The sequence below is a fragment of the Polynucleobacter sp. P1-05-14 genome (genome assembly GCF_018881675.1).
Lineage (GTDB): Bacteria > Pseudomonadota > Gammaproteobacteria > Burkholderiales > Burkholderiaceae > Polynucleobacter.
On record NZ_JACVPV010000029.1, the window covers coordinates 144,739 to 165,236 of the forward strand.

Consider the following 20,498-nt stretch of genomic DNA (forward strand, 5'->3'; position numbering starts at 1 on the left):
ACCGGGGTTTTCTATGCCAGCTCAATTATTAGACGGAAACGCCCTTTCTAAAAAACTACGTACGGAAATTGCTGCACGTGGTGCAATCGTCACCGCCAAAGGCACCAGACCTGGTTTAGCAGTCATCGTGGTTGGCGACAACCCTGCCAGCGCGGTATATGTTCGCAACAAAGTAAAAGCCTGTGAAGACGTTGGCTTTCATTCTGTTTTAGAGCGCTATTCTGTAGAACTTGGCGAAGAAGAATTACTCGCGCGTATTGCCACTCTCAATGCGGATCCTGCAATACACGGGATCTTGGTGCAACTCCCGCTACCAGAGCACATTGCCTCTGAGCGCGTACTAGAAGCGATTGCTCCAGAAAAAGATGTGGATGGCTTTCATGTGGCTAATGCTGGCGCCTTGATGGTTGGTCAACCAGAATTCAAGCCTTGCACCCCTTATGGCTGCATGAAGATTCTTGAAAGCATTGATTACCCTATTCGTGGTGCTCGCGCTGTGATTGTTGGTGCCTCCAATATCGTGGGTAAGCCAATGGCGATGCTGCTATTACAAGCCGGAGCAACGGTCACCATTTGCAATAGCAAGACTCGTGACTTGGCACATCACACCAAGGATGCTGACATTTTGGTGGTTGCCACCGGTAAACCCAAAATGATTACCGGCGACATGGTGAAGAATGGTGCAGTTGTCATTGATGTGGGCATTAATCGCCTGCCTGATGGCAAACTCTGTGGCGACGTGGATTTTGATACGGCTAAATACATCGCCGGTTGGATTACCCCGGTTCCAGGTGGTGTTGGCCCGATGACCATCACCATGCTTCTCATGAATACCTTGGAAGCTGCTGAAAAGGCCGCCAAGCTCTGAGGAATTACTGGGACTTTTGGCAAAATTGCTCCCAGTCCATTAAGCTAGAGGGATGACTACATCCACATCTAGCTTCCTGAGCAGCACCCTCCCCGCAGAATTGCAAAATAATCCACTGACTACTTTTGGGCGCGGCATTGCTGCCTACGCCGAAGTCAAGCCTGAGCACATTGCACCAGCGATTGAATATTTACTCAAGCAAGCGCAAGATGCTGTGGATGTAGCAGTCAATCCAAGCACTCCATCTACTTGGGATGCCCTCGCTGAACCACTAGAAGATGCTACTGAATTTTTTGGTAGGTCTTGGGGCGTGATATCCCATCTCAATGGCGTTGCCGATACCCCGGAGTTGCGCGCTGCCTATGGCGAGATGCTACCTAAGGTCACCGCTTTCTTCTCAAGCCTTGGTCAAAATTTAGAGCTCTACAAAAAGTTTAAAGAACTCAGCAAAGCGCCTGACTTTTCAAAACTCAGCGCAGCTCAAAAGAAAGTCATTGAAAACTCCTTGCGAGATTTTCGTCTGGGTGGCGCAGAACTCAGTGATGCAGATAAGCCCCGCTTTTCACAAATTCAGGATGAGCAGGCAACCTTAGGTAAAGCATTTTCAGACCATGTATTAGATGCTACCGATGGTTTTGTTCATCTAATCACTGATAAAGCTGATTTGGTAGGTTTGCCTGAGGACGCTATTGCAGCTGCTGCAGATACTGCCCAGCAGAAGAGTCTCCAGGGCTGGGCCTTTACTCTGCACTTCCCCTCTTACTACCCAGTCATGCAGTACTCAGAGAATCGGGCGCTGCGTCGCTTGATGTATGAAGCTTATGTCACCCGCGCTTCTGAACTGGCACCCCAATATGCCAAAGGTAAACTGGATTGGGACAATACTCAGAACATGCTCGATCAGTTAAGACTGCGCGATGAGGAAGCTCACATGCTAGGCTTCAACAACTATGCCGCACTGAGTTTGGCACCGAAGATGGCCAGCAGCGTTGATGAAGTTGACTCCTTTCTGACCAACTTCGCCCAGAAAGCAAAACCATTTGCATTAAAAGATTGGCAAGAGCTTTCTCAGTTTGCCAAGACCGAGCTATCTATTGCTGATGGATTGGAGCCATGGGATGTTGCTTTTGCATCCGAAAGATTGAAGCAAGAACGCTATTCCTTTTCGGAGAATGAGCTCAAGCAATACTTTCCTCTCCCTAAGGTGTTAGATGGTCTCTTCCAAGTTATTCAGACTCTGTTTGGCGTCAAGATTGAAGCGGCAGATTTGCCAACTTGGCATGCCGATGTGCAATCCTTTTCAGTGAAAAATGCCAAGGGTAATATCGTGGCCCACTTCTACCTGGATCCCTATGCTCGCCCTGGCAAGCGTGGCGGGGCTTGGATGGATGATGCCCGTGGTCGTAGAGTTTTACCTAATGGCGAAATCCAAGTGCCTGTTGCTTATTTGGTTTGCAACTTTGCGCCACCAGTCAAGGTCGATGGTGTGTTGCGTCAACCTACCATTACTCATGATGATGTCATCACCCTCTTCCATGAGAGTGGCCATGGTTTGCACCACCTTCTTACTCAAGTGAGCGCTTTAGGGGTTTCAGGTATCAATGGTGTTGAATGGGATGCGGTAGAGTTACCAAGTCAGTTCATGGAAAACTTCTGCTGGGAGTGGGAAGTGCTAGAAAAGATGACTGCGCACGCTGAAACTGGTAAGCCTCTTCCACGTGAATTATTTAACAAGATCCTCGCTGCCAAGAATTTTCAGAACGGTTATATGACGCTGCGTCAGATCGTCATGTCTCTCACCGACTGGCGCTTACATGCGAGCTTTGATGCGAAGAATGCTCAAGGTCACGCAGTATTAGACCTTTCCAGAGCGATTGCTGATCAATTCAACGTTATTCCACAACCAGCCATCTCTCGTTGGATCAATACCTTTAGTCATATCTTTGCTGGTGGTTATGCAGCCGGCTATTACAGCTATAAGTGGGCGGAAGTATTATCTGCTGATGTCTACTCAGCTTTTGAGGAAGCAGCAAAACTCACAGGTAGTGTCCTGGACGAGAAAACAGGTGCTCGTTATCGTGAAGAGATTTTAGAGGTTGGTGGCAGTCGCCCTGCGGCTGAATCTTTTAAAGCCTTTAGAGGCAGAGAGCCAAGTATCGATGCCCTGCTAAGACATGGTGGACTCGCTTAACAATGAGATTTGCGATTTCAATTCTAAATAACTAATTTATACGCATTCAATGAGCCTCTTCACTACTGAATTACTAATTTTAATTGTTGCAACAACGCTCATAACAGCTGGCGTAGCTTATGCAATTTACTGGGCATTGAATGATTCGCCCATATCGCAATGGCTCCATGATTCAGATGCAGTAGTGCCCTCTTTTCTTTCCATTACCTCCTTTATTTTCGGTCTGGCGATCTCCACTCTAGCCGGCTACTCATTTGAGCATCATCAATCAGCCATCTCAAATGTCATCACCGAATCCACTGCAGTCGAGACCATAATAAGTACGGCGACAGTCCTTCCTGCGAAGGATCAGGTAAAAATAATTTCAGGAATGAAAAACTATCTGACCGCAGTCATCGAAAAAGAATGGCCCGCTATGGAAAACAGAGATGCCAGTAAACGTGGAATTTCAACGCCTGAATTTTTAGCTTTAAATAAAATCATTAGTGACATCGCCTATCAGCCCAATCAACGAAGCGGCATTGAAAGCCAGCTCCTGACAGCCATTAGTACTATTCGCCATGACCGGCAAGCTAGGCAATCACTGGCATACGATAACGATAGCCTTAAAAAATGGCCATCCATACCAGTCTTCTCATTCTTGCTGCTGTTATCAGTGGGCATAGTCCATCTGGGAAGCATTAAAGCAATGAAGGTGTCTTTATCTATAGCCTCTTTGTGCATTGTGACTGCAGTGATATTTTTATTTATCGCTGTATCGCCATACCGTGGCTGGAATCGAGTCGAACCCCATAAACTTCAAGAAACATTGCAGATGCTTGATAACCTGAAGACGAATTAAGCAATTTACCTTGAGGTGCCATTTGCATGACGGCAACATCAAATAGATTTGAAGGACAAATAAAAAGCCACTCAATAAGTGGCTTTTAACTTCAGCAATGCAGACCTAACTAGTCTTTTTGGAGAAATACATTCACAGTTTCAGAAAGCTTCTTATAGCTTTGAAATAAGAATGCATGGCCACCCTCATAAAAAGCCAACCAGGCAAAAGGAATTTGATTGGCAATCACAACTGAGTTTTTTGGATTGTCGATGATGTCCTCACGACCGTCAGCCACTAGAACGGGAACTTTAATCTTCTTTAAATCCTGGTAATTCTGATTATCAGCATTCCAGAGAGTGATACGAGCACGAACCTGGCGTTCCTTAGCTTCTTTAGAAATTACGAAATCATCAGGGATGGTTCCCGCAGCTTTTGCTGCCATAAATCTCCCGTATACAACCTTAGCGGCCGCTTTACCTTCAGGCGTAATTGGGAACAACAACTCGAAATTCTCCATAGGAGAAAGACTCGGATTATTCAACTCCTCCCCAACCTTCTTATCAATAGCAATCTGATATTTTCCGCCGGGATTTGGGGCGCACAGAATGACTTTATTGACTAGCTCTGGGTGTTTGATAACAAGCTGCTGACCAATTCGTGCACCCATTGACCACGAGAATACGTTTACCTTTTTAAAACCCAGGGCCTTCACCAAGCCTGCGGCATCATCTGCCATTTGCGGAATGGTTGTGTAGTTTTCTTTAGTGTCGGTAGAAAGTCCAGCGCCGCGGTTATCAAAAATGATCAGCTGGTTATTCTTTGACAACTCACCGAGCAGGGCTGGATCCCAAGCGCTCATGGTGGCGGCATAGCCCATGATGAGGATCATGGGATCACCTTTGCCTTTTAGGTAGTAGGCTAACTTCACATCTCCTACTTGGGCATACTTAACTTCAGGTTTTTCTTGGGCTTGCACTGGAATGCTGAGGCTTAAAAAAATAAAAAGTATGGCAACCGTTAAATAAATGCCTCGCATTAAAGCGGTAGTCAAAACGCTTAGGGAGCTATTAAGAGCTGTCATAAGGTCCTAGGTTGGATTGGTTTTAAAGAGTCATACTAGCATTTCAATATAGCGCTAATCGAGAATGTCTCATTACTCGACCTTGGTTAAGGATCACATTGGCGCATTATTTGACAGTCAAAGAAAAACCACCCGAAGGTGGTTTTTTATATCGCGAAGAATCTTTTAACTTGCTAACTGAGCTGCCTGTGCGCAATTATTTATAGCAGGCTTGCCGGCCAAGCGATCTTTAATCCAGGGTAGGTAGAACTGCTTGGAAGATCCGGGGGTTGTGAAGTGAGTGTTGTCGCCTGGCAACTCAACCCTATTAACATTGCCCCCTAATTTACACATTTGCTCCTGATAGAGCTTACCCATGATTGGGGGATTCGTGGTGTCCTTATTACCCCAATAGATCACTACCGGTGCAATAGGTTTTTCAGGATTCACGCTGCCCTTGACCATGGCTTTTGTCCAGTCAAGAGAATTGGTGAATTGATCTTTTAATAATGTTTTGTATTGGCTGCTGTAATTGAAATTCAGTGTATCTGCCACAGCATGCATACATTTGTTTCGGATAACCTCATCCAGCACTTTAGCGCCGTCATTTGTAAAGATATCGGTGAGTTTTAGATTTGGATTACCAGCCCTCACACCCCACATACTCATTGCCATATGTGAAAAATCAAAAACATTGTCAGTGAACATCTTAACGATTCCACTTAATGATTTTTGTGCGTTCACTTCATCTACTGTTGAATTGGGCATCATGATGGCAATATCATCTGGAGCCAAGGCAACCACGCCAACGAGCTCAATGCCATCGGCAATTGTTCCCTTTTTGGAGATGTATTCTGGCATGCTTGCTGCAGCAACTACAGCGCCACCACCCTGCGACCAACCATAGATAATCGTCTTCTTACCGGCGCCAGCTTCCTTTAAGGCACTAGCAGCTCTAGCGGAATCAATCATATCCATGGCATTGGTTGCCGCTAAAGCATATTGATGCTCGCCTCCACCACCCAGGCCTTGGTAATCCGTTGCAACTACTACATATCCGTATTTGATAAATTCTTCAATACTAGGGATGCCGTAATCCGTCCAAGAATTTCCGCCAACTAAAAAGTATTCATTGAGGGGTGCTGTTGGATTAAGAACTTGTGAAGGGCCGCAATTTTGTGCGGCGCCAGTAGTCCCATGCCCCCAAGCCATGATAGGCCTACCCTCTTTCGGTGGAGTGCCAATCGGGGCTACTACCAAGCCAGTAGCAAGATGCTTACGCCCGCCAACATCAGATGTGACGTAGGCAATCTTCCAAGCTTGAGCACCCTTAACAGACGTCTTAATTTTTTCCTTTTTCAGAATTTGTCCGAGCTTACCATCGGGACTCATTTTGATAACCTCATCATAAAAAGGAGGAACAGGCGGATCAGCATATACGGCAGTAGAAAGAATACTTAAAGCAGTGCCGAGCATTAAAATCAAAGTGGAAATAGGAGTCATTTTTTTCATAGCTTAAATGGGTAAGTTAGGATCCAAAAATATCATTAAGTAAGATCGAATGGGCAGCAATACATCCTATTTGCTTCGTTTATATTACTGACCCTTGGTCGCTTTCTTGTTCGCGCGGCGCTCAAAGAAGGTTTCGATTTCAACGTAGAAGACTGGCACTAATGCCACTGCAAGGCAGGTAGAGGCAATCATGCCGCTAAATACGGTAATGCCTAAGGAGATACGCGCTGCTGCACCCGCACCGGTAGATAGAAGCAAGGGCATGACACCCAAAATAAAGGCAATCGATGTCATCACAATTGGCCTAAAACGTTCTCTTGAAGCCTCTAAAGCAGCATCAACAAAACTCATGCCCTTATGTCTGCACTCAATAGCCACCTCAACAATCAAAATAGAGTTTTTACATGAGAGCGCAATCATTAACACCAGGCCAATCTGCACATAAATGTTATTTGATAGGCCCGTAAGCAATAAGGCCAATACCGTACCCGATAAAGAAAGTGGCACTGCAGTCAAAACAGCTAGCGGCGCTATCCAAGTTTCATATTGCGCTGCGAGCACTAAGTACACCAACAAGATCGATAGCGCAAAGATTAAGATTACGGTGTTTCCTACCAAATCTTCTTGATAAGACATGCCAGCCCACTGGTACGCGACCCCATCTGGCAAAGTCTTGGCGGCTACCTGCGCTAGCACCTTCATCGCCTGTCCAGAGCTATAGCCATCATTGGCAGCACCTAGAACGGCAGCAGAAGGATAAAGCTGGAACTGTGAAGCAAACGCAGGTCCAGTAGTGTCTTTGACATCAATGAAGGATCCAAGCGGAACCATATTGCCACTCTTATTCTTGACATAGAGTCGATTCACCTGCTCTACAGCATTGCGGTATTTACCATCAGCTTGAACATACACTTGGTAGGTTTGGCCATATTTGAAGAATTGATTGACGTAAGAGGACCCAAGATAGGATTGCAATACATCGTAAGCATCCCCAATATCAACCCCAAAAGTTTCGGCCCTGCCTACATTGAAGCTCAGTTGCAACTGCGGCACATTGTTTTGAAATGGCGTAAAGATCGCCATGATCTCTGGATGCTTTTGCGCCTCAGCAATAAAGGTCTTAGCAGCGGCATCTAACTTAGCAAAATTATTGCTACCATCCGTCAACATCAATCTCATCTCAAAACCACCCGATAGACCCAAACCTGGAATGGCTGGCGGTAAGAGCACGAAGGATTTTAGCTCTTGAACCTGCTTAAGCCCTTCGTTCATATTCATATAAATTTCTTTGAGGCTCTGGCCCTTGCCTCGCTCTTCCCACTTCTTCATAATGACGTATAAGCCACCCGCATTGGATTGGGAACTACTGTTGTTCAGCAAATTAATGCCACCGATCACCACAACCGTATCAACACCAGGAACCTTCTTAATGACATCAACTGCTTTTTTCATACCCTCTTCAGTCCGCTGCAAAGAGGCTGCATCAGGTAAGGTAGTTGATACCACTAAATAGCCTTGGTCTTCATTGGGAATAAAACCAGAAGGTACAAACATCAAGCCGATGAGAGAGGCGGCAATAATCGCAATGCCCACCGTCGATGCTTTAGCTCGATTCTTCATCAAGCCTTCAATCTTGTGTCCATACCAAGTTGCTAGGCGGTTGAAATACAGATCAAATTTTTGATAGAGCTTATTTTTAACCTTATTAGGGTCAATCGGCTTGAGATACTGAGCTGACTGGGTTGGCTTCAGAGTAATCGCATTAATACCGCTAATCAAAGCAGTTGCTGCAATCACCAAAGCAAACTGTCGATACATTTGCCCGGTAATACCAGCAATAAACGAAGCCGGAATAAACACGGCCATCAAGACTAAGGTAATACCAATAATCGGACCCATCAAAGCAGTCATGGCATCAATTGCACCCTGCTTAGGATCCTCGCCCTCTTCTACCTTCTTAGAAACTGCTTCAACCACCACAATCGCATCATCTACAACAATACCGATACATAAAACGATCGCGAACAAGGTCAGCAAGTTGATAGAGAAACCAAGTGCGGCCATACAAGCAAACGCACCAATAATTGTCACGGGCACTGTTGTTGCAGGTACCAGTGTGGCACGCCAGTTCTGCAAGAAAATCATGATCACGAGAAGAACTAAGATGCCCGCCTCGTAAAGCGTTTTATAAACCTCATGAATAGAGGCCTTAACAAACATCGTGGTATCAAATGGAATAGCCCAAGTCACTTCTTTTGGAAGTGTCTTGGCAATACTCTTCATCTCATCCTGAACTGCTTGTGCAGTAGCAATCGCATTGGCACCCGGCATTTGGTAAATGGCTATGCCACCTGCAGGCTTGTCATCAATCTTGAAGAATTGACTGTAGTTCTGACTACCCATTTCTATTCTAGCGATATCACGCAAGTACGTGATTTCAGCCTTGTTACCAGCCTTGACAACAATTCTGCCGAACTGCTCAGGGGTTGTCATGGCGCTGGTAACATTAAGCGTTAACTGAAAATCTTGACCCATCGGTGTGGGCGGGGCGCCAATTTGACCTGCTGTTAGCAAGACGTTTTGCTTATTAATAACGGCAATGACATCGTTTGGCGTCAGATTGCGCATCTTGAGTTGGGCAGGATCAAGCCAAACTCGCATACTGTAATTACCCACACCAAATACATTGGCAGCCGCTACACCTGGTAATCGCGCTAAACGTTGCTGCAACTTGAGGTTTGCCAAGTTACTTAAAAATAGGCCGTCATGATCTGGATTAGATGAAGTGAGGGTAACGAACTGCAGAATGGCAGTCGATTGCGTCTTAGTAGTGACGCCCTGCTTTTGAACTGCCTGCGGCAAGGAGGGGAGTGCAATAGCCACTCGGTTTTGTACATTGACCTGAGCTAAATCAGGGTTCGTGCCCACCTTAAAAGTCACGGTGAGGGTATAGTTTCCGTCATTGGTGGATGCAGACTCCATGTAGAGCATGCCATCAACACCATTCACTTGAGTTTCAATATTACTCGCTACTAATTGCTGTACAAGCGTGGCGCTTGCACCTGGATATCGTGCTGTTACCTGAATCGTGGGTGGAACGATATTTGGGTACTGAGCGATCGGCAAACTATTAATGGACACTGCTCCAATCAATAGCATGACTAGAGCAATCACATTGGCCAGTACCGGCCGTTCGATAAAAAATTTAGAGAGCATGATTATCGAGCCGGCATTGCCTCAAGTGTGACCTGTGTTGGGTTAGCAATTTGATTCATGCTCAGATTAATAAAACCATTAATGACCACCTTACTGTCGGGAGTCAAGCCTTTGCTAATCTCGACATACTTCTCAAAGCGCTGACCCAAGCTAATGTCTTGACGTTGTGCGCGCATGGCATTATCCAAAACAAAAACATAGTCACTCACTTGATCTGTCATTACAGCAGTCTTGGGTAGCAGCAAAGCCTGTCTTGGCGCGCCATACTGAGCCATAACTCGAGCATATAAACCAGGGATTAACTCGTACTTCTCATTTTTGAAGATTGCCCGCAATTGCAAGGACCCAGTCTCTGTGGAAATCAAATTAGCGGCGTAATCCAAGACGCCCTCAAAAGGATATCCAACTTCACCTTGAAGACCAGCATAGATAGGCAAGGTATTTACTTCAGACTTGCGTTCTGCGTTTGCATCTTGACCCTTTTGAAACTTTAAGTAATCCCTCTCATTAATAGAGAAGTACACATAAATGGGTGAGATCTGCTGAATAGTAGAGAGTTGTACACCCTTTGTAGTGGAATCTAAATAGGTACCAACATCCAATAAGTGTCTTCCCATCAGTCCATCAAAAGGCGCCCTGATTTCGGTATAGCCCAAATTAATCTTTGCGAGCGTTAAATTAGCCTCCGATTGCTGGTATTGCGATAAGGCCTTATCAACGGCTGCTTGAGAGGTTGCATTCTCTTTGAGTAAAGATTTCTGACGACCATACTCAAGCTTCGCTTCGGTATAAATTGCCTGCTTTAATTTCACCTCTTGTATGTATTGGTCCTGCTCAATGACAAACAGAAGATCGCCCTTCTTCACCATCGCTCCGTCAGCAAAACCAATCTTAGTAAGGTAGCCCTTAACGCGTGCATCCAAGTTCACCGTGAGGTATGGGTCCACCAGACCATCAAAGGTCGCAAAACTGCGGATCTCCTGAGACAGTGGTTGAGCGGTTGTCACTGGAATTGGGGTCTGCTTAATTTCTTTGCCACAAGACTTCAAACAAATCAGCGCAATCAAAGCAACGAGCACCAATAAAGAAACCCCAATTGTTCGTGGTGAAAGTTTCTTCTTGAGAATAGGAATCTCAACCGTGCTTAGCTTTACTAGGAATGCATTCCATTTTCCCAAGAGTGAGCCCCATAGAGTCACAAGCTTGCCCCACAAGGGCATCAGCAAAAGTTTGGCTTTTATTAATAGATCTTTCATGGCGCAGCACTTCCCTGGGTAGGCGGAGTCGTTGTATTTGAAGGTGTATTTAAAGTGGCCGGCACTGTAGTTTGTGTGGGCTTTAATGGATCAGGAGCATCTACCAAAAACTTGCTAGCCTTCACCGTTAGTGGATCACCTGCCCTAGTGAGGACAGAACCCCAATCTGTTCGGTCGGTCATATCGGCAACCATCTGATCTGGCAACTTAGGAGGACTCATGTCCGCAGTCCAGCCGCCGCCAAGTGCTTTAAATGCGCCTACATATCCGATGAGCTCGTTTGATGAAGTTTGGACTAGGGAGTTTTGGATATTTAATAGATTCTGCTGTGCAGTGATCACCGTGGTGTAATCATTCTGACCCGCCTTATAACGCTCAAGGGCTAAATCTGCGGCACTTTGCGCCGCAACGACACCGCGAGTTAAATCTTCTTTTGAACTTTTAGTGGTCGAGATAGTAATGAGCGAATCTTCAACTTCCTTTTGAGCATTCAAGACTTGATTTTGATAGGCCAACAGACTCTGCTGGAAAATAGCATCCTGCACGCGGACTTGATCCACAATTGCACCTCTATAAAACAGCGGTAAGGAAATTCCAGCGTTTACCCCAGAAGAGTTATTGCCCCAACTAAATAAATTAGCGGAGGATAAGGTTCCGTAATTTGAGGTGGCATAACCAAAGAGGCCACCCAAGGTAAATGTTGGGAACAGTTGCGCCTTGCTTACGCCAATTAAGGCAGACTTAGAGGCAGCATCAAATTCAGCCTGCAGAACATCTGGGCGGCGACGTAATAAATCCCTTGGCATACCAACACCAAGCTCAGATGGAGGCTTCAGACTTCCCTTAGTGTTGCCGTAAGTCTTTTCATAGTACTCAGGAGGCTCACCCAGCAAAATACTCATGGCATGCTGGTTTTTCTTTAAATTCGCTATCAAAGCCGGAATCTGGGCCTTCGTCTGCTCATACTGGGCTTGCGCCTGACTCAGATCTAACATCGAGGTGGCCCCGTATTTAAAGCGCGCACCTGCAATACGCAAACTTTCTTTTTGCAAAGCTAGATTGGTTTTAGCAACCATGATTAGCTCTTCATAGTTGCGGATATTGATGTAAGTATTCGCAACATCCGCAGTTAAAGACACGTCTGCTGAGTAGAAGGCTGCAACCCCAGATAAATAGGAGCTTAATGAGCTCTGAATTCCACGGCGATTCTTCCCCCAAAAATCTAACTCCCAACTCACCTGCACCAAAGCATTTTTAGAGACCAAATTATTAGAATCATTAATCGCTTCTTGAATTGCACTATTGCGGGTATTGGAAAACGAAGCACTTAAATTGGCGGATGGCAATAATGCGGCATCGCTCACGCCAAGTTGGGCCTGCAGTTGGTATATCCGCAGCGCAGTTTGTTGCAAAGTAAGGTTTTGCGCAGTAGCTTGCTTTAGCAAGGCATTGAGCGTCGGGTCATTAAAGCTTTTCCACCACTCTACTGGGTCCAGAATCTTGTTTGAGTTTTCACCCAAAGATTCGGTAAATTCAGTTTGTGCTGTTGATTTATATTGATCCACTGCCTTAACAGGGGGTCTTGCAAAATCTGGGCCAACCATCATGCAACCGGCAAGCATCAAAGTGCCGGAAATAATGAGAGCATGAGTAATCGTGTTTCTAGGTAACGGCATTCAAGTGCTTAATTTTTAAACTGATTGCCTTGTCTAAGGGCGGAAATTATCGATACTAATCATAAGGATAAAGCAAGATTCAGAATGCTGGGCTAGTGTAAGCCCTAGGCTTATACGGATTAAGACTTTTGGATCTGCGCGATCACTGGAGCATGGTCCGACGGCTGTTCCCAGGCTCTAGGCACTTTATCCACCGTGCTAGTACTACATCTTCCCTTGAGCGCCTCACTCAACAAAATGTGATCAATGCGCATGCCGGCATTTCTTCTGAAACCCATCATGCGGTAATCCCACCAACTAAAGGTTTTCGGTGCCTGCTCAAACATTCTGAATGAATCATGGAGCCCAAGCTTGATCAGATCTTGAAATGCATCACGCTCTGGTGGTGAAACCAGGTTCTGCCCTTCCCATGCCTTAGGGTCATGAACATCATCATCTGCCGGAGCAATATTGAAGTCACCCAAGAGTGCTAAGCGTTCGTTCTGTTGGAGCTCTTCTGTTAACCAAGTTTGTAATGCCTTCAACCAGCCTAGTTTGTATTGGAACTTGTCGCTATCGGGCGATTGCCCATTTGGAAAATAGGCTGATACCAGTCTCATCGGTTTCGTACCAGCAAAGCAAACTGTCGCCGCGAGAATGCGCTGCTGCTCATCTTCGTAGTTGGGTATGTTTCTAGTGGGCTTCAGAAAGGCTGTTTCCATATCTGAAGCGATAGGTGCGAGTGCCGCTTTACGCAAGATGATCGCAACGCCGTTATAAGTCTTTTGACCAGCAGCCAAACTGAGGTAACCCGCAGCTTCCAACTCTTGATGGGGGTACTTATCATCCATAAGCTTAAGCTCTTGCAAGCAAAGCGCATCAATCGGTTGTTTCTTGCTTTCTTGGTCTTGTAGCCAACGAAGCACTTGTGGAAGGCGAACTTTTAGGGAGTTCACATTCCACGCGGCTATTCGAACCGAATCAGTCATCAATACCGAGCTCTTGCAACTTACGGGTAATCGTATTTCGGCCAATACCTAGACGCTGGGCAGCCTCTACTCTTCTGCCACGAGTAACTTCTAAAGCTGCCTGCAATACTGCCCTTTCAAAACGTGCGGTCAAGGCATCAAAAACTTCTTTATCGCCATCTTGCAACATCTTGACAGCTAGACGTCCTAAACCATTCTCCCAGTCACCTACAGCAACCTTGGCAGCAACGGGATTGCTTGGCGAAGACTCGCCGTGAATAACGATGGGTTGTTCACTCGTTTCTGAAACAATATCAGCCGGGAGATCGCTTACGCCGATTACGTTTGCAGACGTCATCACCGTTAACCAGTGGCATAAGTTCTCTAATTGACGTACATTTCCCGGAAATGGCATTGCGCTCATTTCTTTTAAGACTTCATCGGACAATTTTTTAGGTTCAACGCCCAAAGACTTCGCGCAGCTCAACATGAAATGTCTAGCTAACATTGGAATGTCTTCACTACGCTCATGTAATGAAGGCATGCGCAAACGAATCACATTCAACCGATGCAACAAGTCTTCACGGAAGAAACCAGCGGTGACTCTTGCATCTAGATTTTGATGTGTCGAAGCAATGATCCGAACATTTGCCTTAATCGGGTCTTGTCCACCGATGCGATAAAAATGTCCGTCAGTCAGAACGCGCAGTAAACGGGTTTGTAGATCAAAAGGTAAGTCACCTACCTCACCTAAAAATAGAGTACCGCCGTCAGCCTGCTCAAAACGACCTCGACGCAAAGTCTGCGCACCTGGGAAAGCACCGCGCTCATGACCAAATAACTCCGACTCCAATAAATCCTTTGGCACAGCCGAAGTACTTAATGAGACAAATGGCCCTTTGGCGCATGGACTGTGCTTATGCAGGGCGTGGGCAACCAACTCTTTACCAGTGCCGGACTCTCCAGTAATCAGGACTGTGGCGTTAGATTGCGCTAAGCGCCCAATGGCACGAAAAATTTCCTGCATTGCTGGTGCTTGACCAATAATCTCAGTGGCGTCTTGTCTCCACGCAGTTAACTCTTTCGCACCAGAGTCATTGCGGATGCCCTGCTCTACCGCACGATGAATTAATTCAATCGCCTTTTCGACATCAAAAGGTTTGGTGAGATATTCAAAGGCACCACCTTGAAATGAAGAGACAGCGGAGTCCAAATCAGAATACGCCGTCATGATGATGACTGGTAAATTCGGATGACTTGCCTTCACGTGCTGCAATAAATCCAAGCCGTTGCCACGCGGCATACGAATATCGGAGATCAGCACCTGTGGAGCTTCTTTTTCTAGGGCATTCAGAACGTCATTTGGATTAGAGAAACTCTTGTGCGGAATATTTTCACGCGCTAGAGCTTTTTCTAAGACCCAACGAATAGATTGATCATCGTCAACGATCCAAATTGGTTTCATGATGCCTTCTCCTGCCTACGATATGGAATTTGAATATGAAAATCGGTGCGTCCTGGACGACTATTGCAAGCAATAGACCCCTGGTGTTGCTGAACAAAGGTTTGCGCTAGGGTAAGACCAAGCCCACTGCCACCCTCTCTTCCCGAAACTAATGGGAAGAAGATGCGCTCAATAATTTCTTCTGGAATGCCAGGGCCGTTGTCAATCACATGCAGATCCATCGCTAATTTGTAGCGATGCTTTGCAATCGTGACCGAACGTGCCACGCGGGTCTTCAGCTCAATTTGTGCAATGCCACTGCTAATCTCTTCAGAAAGCGCTTGTGCAGCGTTATGCACAATATTTAAGGTTGCCTGAATCAATTGCTCTCGGTCGCCTAAGACATCGGGCAGACTTGTATCGTAGTTACGAATAATTCGTAAACCCTTTGGAAACTCTGCCAAGACTAAACTACGCACGCGCTCTAATGCTTCGTGCACATTAAAAGATTCCATCACATGCGCTTTGCGATGCGGCGCTAAAAGACGATCAACCAAAGTCTGCAGGCGATCTGACTCTTTAATGATGACTTGCGTGTACTCGCGCAAGCCTTTGTCTGGTAGCTCAAACTCTAATAGCTGCGCTGCCCCACGAATACCGCCCAATGGGTTTTTAATCTCATGCGCCAAATTACGCATTAATTGTTTATTTGCTTCAACTTGCTGTGTCACGCGTTCATCGCGCTCACTACGCAACTGTTGATCGATCGGAAACCACTCCATCATGATCAGTGCGGGATCCTCTAAAGCTGCAACCACTACATGCGCTGGAGTGGAATCTTGATGAATGCTACCCGGCAATGAATGCAAAACCATTTCTTGGCGTTGGGCTAATATATGACCCTGTTTCACCTCAGAAATCATGTCACTTAATGCTAAGTTGTCACCAAATAAGTTGTGCACAGATTGACCCTCAAGTGATTTACGCGAGAGGTCCAAGGCTGACTCGGCAGCCGGGTTCACGTACACCAATTGTTGGTTCTCAGCCTCAAATACCACGATGGCATTGGGCATCTGATCAAGCAATGTCGGAAAAAAAGGAGCAGCCGTAGCTGCTCCCTTGAACGAATTGCGCAACAGACCTGCGCTCAAGTTCTCTCCTTCGCTTACAGGGAGTAGTACATATCAAATTCGATTGGATGAGTAGTCATACGGAAACGTGTGACGTCTTCCATCTTCAAATTGATATATGCATCAATCATAGATTCAGTAAATACTCCACCGCGAGTCAAGAACTCGTGATCTTTCTTCAATGCGTCCAATGCCTCTTCCAAGCTTGCGCAAACGGTTGGGATCTTTGCATCTTCTTCTGGTGGCAAGTCATACAAGTTCTTGTCCGCAGCTTCGCCTGGATGAATCTTGTTCTGTACACCATCCAAACCAGCCATCAGCAATGCTGAGAAGCAGAGGTATGGGTTAGCCAATGGATCTGGGAAACGAGTCTCAATACGACGGCCCTTAGGATTTGGAACGTGTGGAATACGGATTGAAGCAGAACGGTTACGTGCTGAGTAAGCCAATTTCACTGGAGCCTCAAAGCCTGGAACCAAACGCTTGTATGAGTTTGTACCTGGGTTGGTAATTGCATTCAATGCTTTAGCGTGCTTGATAATGCCGCCAATGTAGAACAATGCAAACTCTGACAAACCTGCATAACCGTTACCAGCAAACAAGTTCTCCCCGTTCTTCCAAACGGATTGGTGTACGTGCATACCAGAACCGTTATCGCCAACTACTGGCTTAGGCATGAAAGTTGCTGTCTTGCCATAAGCATGCGCGACGTTCTGAACAACGTACTTCTGCCAGATAGTCCAGTCAGCGCGTTGAGTCAATGTGCTGAACTTAGTGCCCAATTCGTTTTGGCCTTGGCCAGCAACTTCATGGTGATGAACTTCAACTGGAATGCCCAATGACTCAAGAATCAAGCACATTTCAGAACGCATATCTTGGAATGTATCTACAGGAGCAACTGGGAAGTAACCGCCTTTTTTACCTGGACGGTGACCAGTGTTACCACCTTCGATTTCTGCACCAGATGACCATGGAGCTTCTTCGGAATCAATCTTCACGAAGCAACCCTGCATATCAGCACCCCAACGCACGCCATCAAAAATAAAGAACTCTGGCTCTGGACCAAAGTAAGCGGCATCACCTAAGCCGGTGCTCTTCAAATACGCTTCAGCGCGCTTAGCGATAGAACGTGGGTCACGGTCATAACCTTTGCCATCAGCTGGCTCAATAACGTCACATGTGAGAACCAAAGTTGGCTCTTCATAGAATGGATCGATGTATGCAGCCGTTGGATCTGGCTTGAGCAACATATCTGAAGCTTCAATACCTTTCCAACCAGCGATAGAGGAACCGTCAAATGCATGGCCGCTCTCAAATTTATCTTCGTCAAAAGCAGAGATAGGCACTGTCGTGTGTTGTTCTTTACCCTTTGTATCCACAAAGCGGAAATCAACGAAAGTACATTCTTTCTCTTTAACCAACTTCATCACATCAGCGACGGTCTTCGTCATGCAAATCTCCTCTATTAACTAAATTCGGAATCAAAACTTAAGGCATACACCCTTATTCATTCCAGGCACCAAACACGCCTACTGGATGTATCTAATTTACTGAAGCAAACAAATGGGAACTCTCATTATTGCACTGTTTAAGTGCTGAAATACCCCTCATACAAGCCTAAATACCCCTATTTGCACCTTTTTAGTGCAACTAAGACTGGCCGATGTCGTGGATTTCGTAACCCAGCTCTTGGGTGCCTGTTCTCAAGGCAATCCAAGCGCTTTCTAGAAGGTTGGCATTGCCCTTAATCCCCAGCTCAATATGACGCTGGGCATAAACACCCCCCTTAGAGGCGTCACCGACAGAAGGGAGACTAAAGACCTTCACCCCCGGAAAATTAGCCTCTATGCGCTCCATTAAGGGGGTTAAGGTAGATTCAACTCCCTTAGGAACAATGAAGCTTTGCTCTGCCCAATTTTCTTGATGGAATAGATCCTTGTAGTAAGTATCCAAACACCAAGCCATCATCGGCGCAGCCATTACCGGAAAGCCGGGTACAAAGTGATGCTCCTGTATCCGAAACCCTGGAATTTGGTTGTATGGGTTTGGAATAATTTCACTACCAATCGGAAACTCCCCCATCTTGAAGCGATGCTGATTTTCTGGAGTGCTTAAATCTGACTTGAATGGATCACCTTCTGCCATCGACTGAATGCGACCAGCAATTAATTCTTGCGCAGTTGGATGTAACTCAGTTTTTGTACCCAGAGCAAGTGCCGCGCATTGACGGGTGTGATCATCTGGCGTGGCGCCAATGCCGCCAGTACTAAACACAACATCACCACTTGCAAAACTGTCTTTGAGTGTTGCAGTAATTTGCTCGGGATCATCAGCAACGTATTTAGCCCATGCAAGACTGAGGCCGCGCTCATTGAGCAGCTCGATAAGCTTACTCATGTGCTTATCTTGACGACGACCAGATAAGATCTCATCACCAATCACGATTAACCCAAAGCGACGTTGGCCTTTGCTCGGCACTTCTATTTCAACTTTTTTAATTGCATCAACCATGGTAAGGCAGTTCCATATCAACAACGCGAGATTGCACTGTGAGCGCTTGATCCAACTCTTCTTCTCTCAATTGCTTGAGTGCATCTAATAAGAAATAGCTAAACCATAAAGCAGCAAACACAAAAATCAGAGAATAAATCCAAAGAGCTATAAAACTCACTATTGGAAATAAGACCAAAGCCAATGCGGAGGTAGCCCAGAAGAAGGTTGGCACTGCGCCCAACATCCCTGATGCGATACCCATACAGAGCAATGGCCAGCGATACTTTTGAAGCAGAAGATCGCGCTCTTCCGAGCTGGCATGCTTTGCCAGAACGTCATACGACATCAGGCGCATCGTTAACCAGCCCCATAGTAATGGAGGCAAGACGGCCACCAACGGAGGAACCCACCACACAGGCAAGGTGAGCATCACCAATGCAAGACAAATGAGGGCTGACCATAGGCTGTAAATCAAACTGCCAAAGAAGCCGCCGCCCTTCTTGCACTCTAGATCCTGAAATTGTGATTGCCTCGAGGCAATCTTCACAATCGAGGGTACGGTTGAAAACGCAATAAAGACTAACAAGCTAATCGTAATCAAGGGGATAATTAGCATGACAAAAAATAATGGCGCAATCCACACCCTAGCATTTTCAAAACCCGCCCAAACTAAACCCTCTTGTATCCAACTAGTAAAAACGGAAGTTGTTAGAAAGATACTTAACGTCTCTAGAGCTGGAGTCCATGTGAGCCAAATGAGACAACCCCACAAAACTGAGACGATCAAAAATGGTCTGAAGCTCAGCCATAACATGCGCGGATGCATGGTTCCAACTAAAGCCATGCCAAATGATTTAAATACTTGTGGTAATCCGACCATACAACTCCTATTGCCTGCAGACTTGCAGTCTACTTAGGCTTAAATTCTTTAATAGCTCGCACCAAGCTTTGCCATTGTTGAGTGATGATATTTTCTGAAACAGTTAAATTTCTGACTCCCGTAGGATAGACCTCTTTAGTGAAGACAGCCGTTCCAAATAGCATATCCCACCACGGAAACAAAATACCAAAATTACAACCACCCAAGACGCCAGGTTTACCGATAGCCTCATGCCCATAGCCCACGGCGTGATGCATACGGTGAAAGATTGGTGATACCAATAAGTATTTAGCAGGCCCTAAGTGAACCTTAATATTGGCGTGCTGCCAACTTTGAATAAATTGGCTCAGCGCAATCAACATAATGAATTGCCCTGGGGAGACACCAAACAATAGCGCAAAGAAAGCCATGAAGGTTGCACGCATGATGTCGTCGAGAATGTTATTGCGATTATCGGACCAGGCAGTCATCACTGTTTGACTATGGTGCAAGGCATGTAATTGCCACCACCAATTAAACGCATGTGATGCGCGATGGTATAGGTAATCTACAAAGTCCAGAAGGATGAGGTAGATCAAGAAGCTAACCACGGGAATGGATGTCACGCCAGGCCACCAGGACTCTACATTCAGGCGATCAAAACGGAAATCATGCAGGATGGAATCCATCTCAAAAAAGAATCCAGACAGGCATATAAAAATCAAGCCATGAAATATTCCCAGGCGATGAAACAGGGTGTATAGGACATCTGCCCTACTCGACTTTGAAAAACGCTCTTGCTTTTCTGCTGGGGCTAGGCGCTCCCATGTTCTTAATAAAACAATGATTAAGAAGAGCTGAACACAGCCAAATAAGAACCAATCGATTCCATCAAATACATCCTCAGCCCAAGACATTAAATCAAATTGGTACAGAGTCGGACCCACTACATTAGCAAACAGAAACTCCTGAACGCTGGCATAAGCATTCGCAATCATGGAAGTTACGATAGTGAGGTCCATG

The 20,498-nt window shown here is 45.9% G+C and carries 15 protein-coding genes; 3 read left to right on the forward strand and 12 right to left on the reverse strand.

Annotated elements, in window-relative coordinates; genetic code table 11:
• Positions 1-13: 13 nt before the first annotated feature.
• The 3 genes from folD to ICN37_RS09245 are packed head-to-tail and all read left to right on the forward strand — an operon-like array spanning position 14 to position 3,900.
• Complete coding sequence (gene folD, locus ICN37_RS09235; RefSeq protein ID WP_072582209.1) at positions 14-868, forward strand: bifunctional methylenetetrahydrofolate dehydrogenase/methenyltetrahydrofolate cyclohydrolase FolD; 855 nt, start codon at positions 14-16, stop codon at positions 866-868.
• A gap of 52 nt (positions 869-920) precedes the next feature.
• A complete protein-coding gene (locus tag ICN37_RS09240) occupies positions 921-3,059 on the forward strand; it encodes a M3 family metallopeptidase (protein ID WP_216122391.1) in 2,139 nt (712 codons plus the stop codon).
• Between the two features lie 49 nt (positions 3,060-3,108).
• Positions 3,109-3,900 carry a hypothetical protein gene (locus ICN37_RS09245; RefSeq protein WP_216156931.1) on the forward strand — a complete coding sequence of 264 codons (792 nt, stop codon included), beginning with the start codon at positions 3,109-3,111 and terminating at the stop codon, positions 3,898-3,900.
• Between the two features lie 109 nt (positions 3,901-4,009).
• Here ICN37_RS09245 and ICN37_RS09250 read toward each other — a convergent pair whose 3' ends face one another.
• The 12 genes from ICN37_RS09250 to ICN37_RS09305 form a co-directional block, all read right to left on the reverse strand.
• The gene (locus tag ICN37_RS09250; protein WP_216156934.1) at positions 4,010-4,963 is read right to left on the reverse strand and encodes an alpha/beta fold hydrolase; all 954 of its coding nucleotides are present in this window, start codon (positions 4,961-4,963) and stop codon (positions 4,010-4,012) included.
• A gap of 165 nt (positions 4,964-5,128) precedes the next feature.
• The gene (locus ICN37_RS09255) at positions 5,129-6,445 is read right to left on the reverse strand and encodes a lipase family protein (protein WP_255538508.1); all 1,317 of its coding nucleotides are present in this window, start codon (positions 6,443-6,445) and stop codon (positions 5,129-5,131) included.
• 93 nt (positions 6,446-6,538) lie between these two features.
• The gene (locus tag ICN37_RS09260; protein ID WP_216156941.1) at positions 6,539-9,670 is read right to left on the reverse strand and encodes an efflux RND transporter permease subunit; all 3,132 of its coding nucleotides are present in this window, start codon (positions 9,668-9,670) and stop codon (positions 6,539-6,541) included.
• 2 nt (positions 9,671-9,672) lie between these two features.
• Entirely contained in the window at positions 9,673-10,926 is a 1,254-nt protein-coding gene (locus ICN37_RS09265) for an efflux RND transporter periplasmic adaptor subunit (RefSeq protein ID WP_216156944.1), read from the reverse strand.
• Positions 10,923-12,602 (reverse strand): efflux transporter outer membrane subunit, encoded by a 1,680-nt coding sequence (locus tag ICN37_RS09270; protein WP_216156947.1) that lies wholly within the window; start codon positions 12,600-12,602, stop codon positions 10,923-10,925. The genes ICN37_RS09265 and ICN37_RS09270 overlap by 4 nt, the downstream gene beginning before the upstream one ends.
• A 119-nt stretch (positions 12,603-12,721) precedes the next feature.
• Positions 12,722-13,570, reverse strand: coding sequence for an exodeoxyribonuclease III (gene xth / locus ICN37_RS09275; protein ID WP_216156950.1), 849 nt, complete (start codon positions 13,568-13,570; stop codon positions 12,722-12,724).
• On the reverse strand, positions 13,563-15,014 hold the full coding sequence (gene ntrC / locus ICN37_RS09280; protein ID WP_072582202.1) for a nitrogen regulation protein NR(I): 1,452 nt from the start codon (positions 15,012-15,014) through the stop codon (positions 13,563-13,565). The genes xth and ntrC overlap by 8 nt, the downstream gene beginning before the upstream one ends.
• Complete coding sequence (gene glnL / locus ICN37_RS09285; protein ID WP_370623844.1) at positions 15,011-16,132, reverse strand: nitrogen regulation protein NR(II); 1,122 nt, start codon at positions 16,130-16,132, stop codon at positions 15,011-15,013. The genes ntrC and glnL overlap by 4 nt, the downstream gene beginning before the upstream one ends.
• A 26-nt stretch (positions 16,133-16,158) precedes the next feature.
• Positions 16,159-17,574, reverse strand: coding sequence for a type I glutamate--ammonia ligase (gene glnA, locus ICN37_RS09290; protein ID WP_072582200.1), 1,416 nt, complete (start codon positions 17,572-17,574; stop codon positions 16,159-16,161).
• A 199-nt stretch (positions 17,575-17,773) separates the two neighbouring features.
• Positions 17,774-18,634: a molybdopterin-binding protein gene (locus tag ICN37_RS09295; protein WP_216156953.1), complete on the reverse strand. Its 861-nt coding sequence runs from the start codon at positions 18,632-18,634 to the stop codon at positions 17,774-17,776.
• Positions 18,627-19,496, reverse strand: a complete 870-nt coding sequence (locus ICN37_RS09300) for an EI24 domain-containing protein (protein WP_216156956.1) — start codon at positions 19,494-19,496, stop codon at positions 18,627-18,629. The genes ICN37_RS09295 and ICN37_RS09300 overlap by 8 nt, the downstream gene beginning before the upstream one ends.
• Before the next feature lie 29 nt (positions 19,497-19,525).
• A complete protein-coding gene (locus ICN37_RS09305; protein WP_216156959.1) occupies positions 19,526-20,497 on the reverse strand; it encodes a sterol desaturase family protein in 972 nt (323 codons plus the stop codon).
• Between the last annotated feature and the right edge of the window lies 1 nt (position 20,498).

Excerpts from the sequence above, each read along its gene's own strand:
- ICN37_RS09255 (WP_255538508.1), bottom strand. The coding sequence starts at position 6,445 with ATGACTCCTATTTCCACTTTGATTTTAATGCTCGGCACTGCTTTAAGT.
- xth (WP_216156950.1), bottom strand. The coding sequence starts at position 13,570 with ATGACTGATTCGGTTCGAATAGCCGCGTGGAATGTGAACTCCCTAAAA.
- ICN37_RS09265 (WP_216156944.1), bottom strand. The coding sequence starts at position 10,926 with ATGAAAGATCTATTAATAAAAGCCAAACTTTTGCTGATGCCCTTGTGG.
- folD (WP_072582209.1), top strand. The coding sequence starts at position 14 with ATGCCAGCTCAATTATTAGACGGAAACGCCCTTTCTAAAAAACTACGT.
- ICN37_RS09300 (WP_216156956.1), bottom strand. The coding sequence starts at position 19,496 with ATGGTCGGATTACCACAAGTATTTAAATCATTTGGCATGGCTTTAGTT.
- ICN37_RS09250 (WP_216156934.1), bottom strand. The coding sequence starts at position 4,963 with ATGACAGCTCTTAATAGCTCCCTAAGCGTTTTGACTACCGCTTTAATG.
- ICN37_RS09295 (WP_216156953.1), bottom strand. The coding sequence starts at position 18,634 with ATGGTTGATGCAATTAAAAAAGTTGAAATAGAAGTGCCGAGCAAAGGC.
- ICN37_RS09245 (WP_216156931.1), top strand. The coding sequence starts at position 3,109 with ATGAGCCTCTTCACTACTGAATTACTAATTTTAATTGTTGCAACAACG.
- glnA (WP_072582200.1), bottom strand. The coding sequence starts at position 17,574 with ATGACGAAGACCGTCGCTGATGTGATGAAGTTGGTTAAAGAGAAAGAA.
- ICN37_RS09305 (WP_216156959.1), bottom strand. The coding sequence starts at position 20,497 with ATGGACCTCACTATCGTAACTTCCATGATTGCGAATGCTTATGCCAGC.
- ICN37_RS09260 (WP_216156941.1), bottom strand. The coding sequence starts at position 9,670 with ATGCTCTCTAAATTTTTTATCGAACGGCCGGTACTGGCCAATGTGATT.
- ICN37_RS09270 (WP_216156947.1), bottom strand. The coding sequence starts at position 12,602 with ATGCCGTTACCTAGAAACACGATTACTCATGCTCTCATTATTTCCGGC.
- ICN37_RS09240 (WP_216122391.1), top strand. The coding sequence starts at position 921 with ATGACTACATCCACATCTAGCTTCCTGAGCAGCACCCTCCCCGCAGAA.
- ntrC (WP_072582202.1), bottom strand. The coding sequence starts at position 15,014 with ATGAAACCAATTTGGATCGTTGACGATGATCAATCTATTCGTTGGGTC.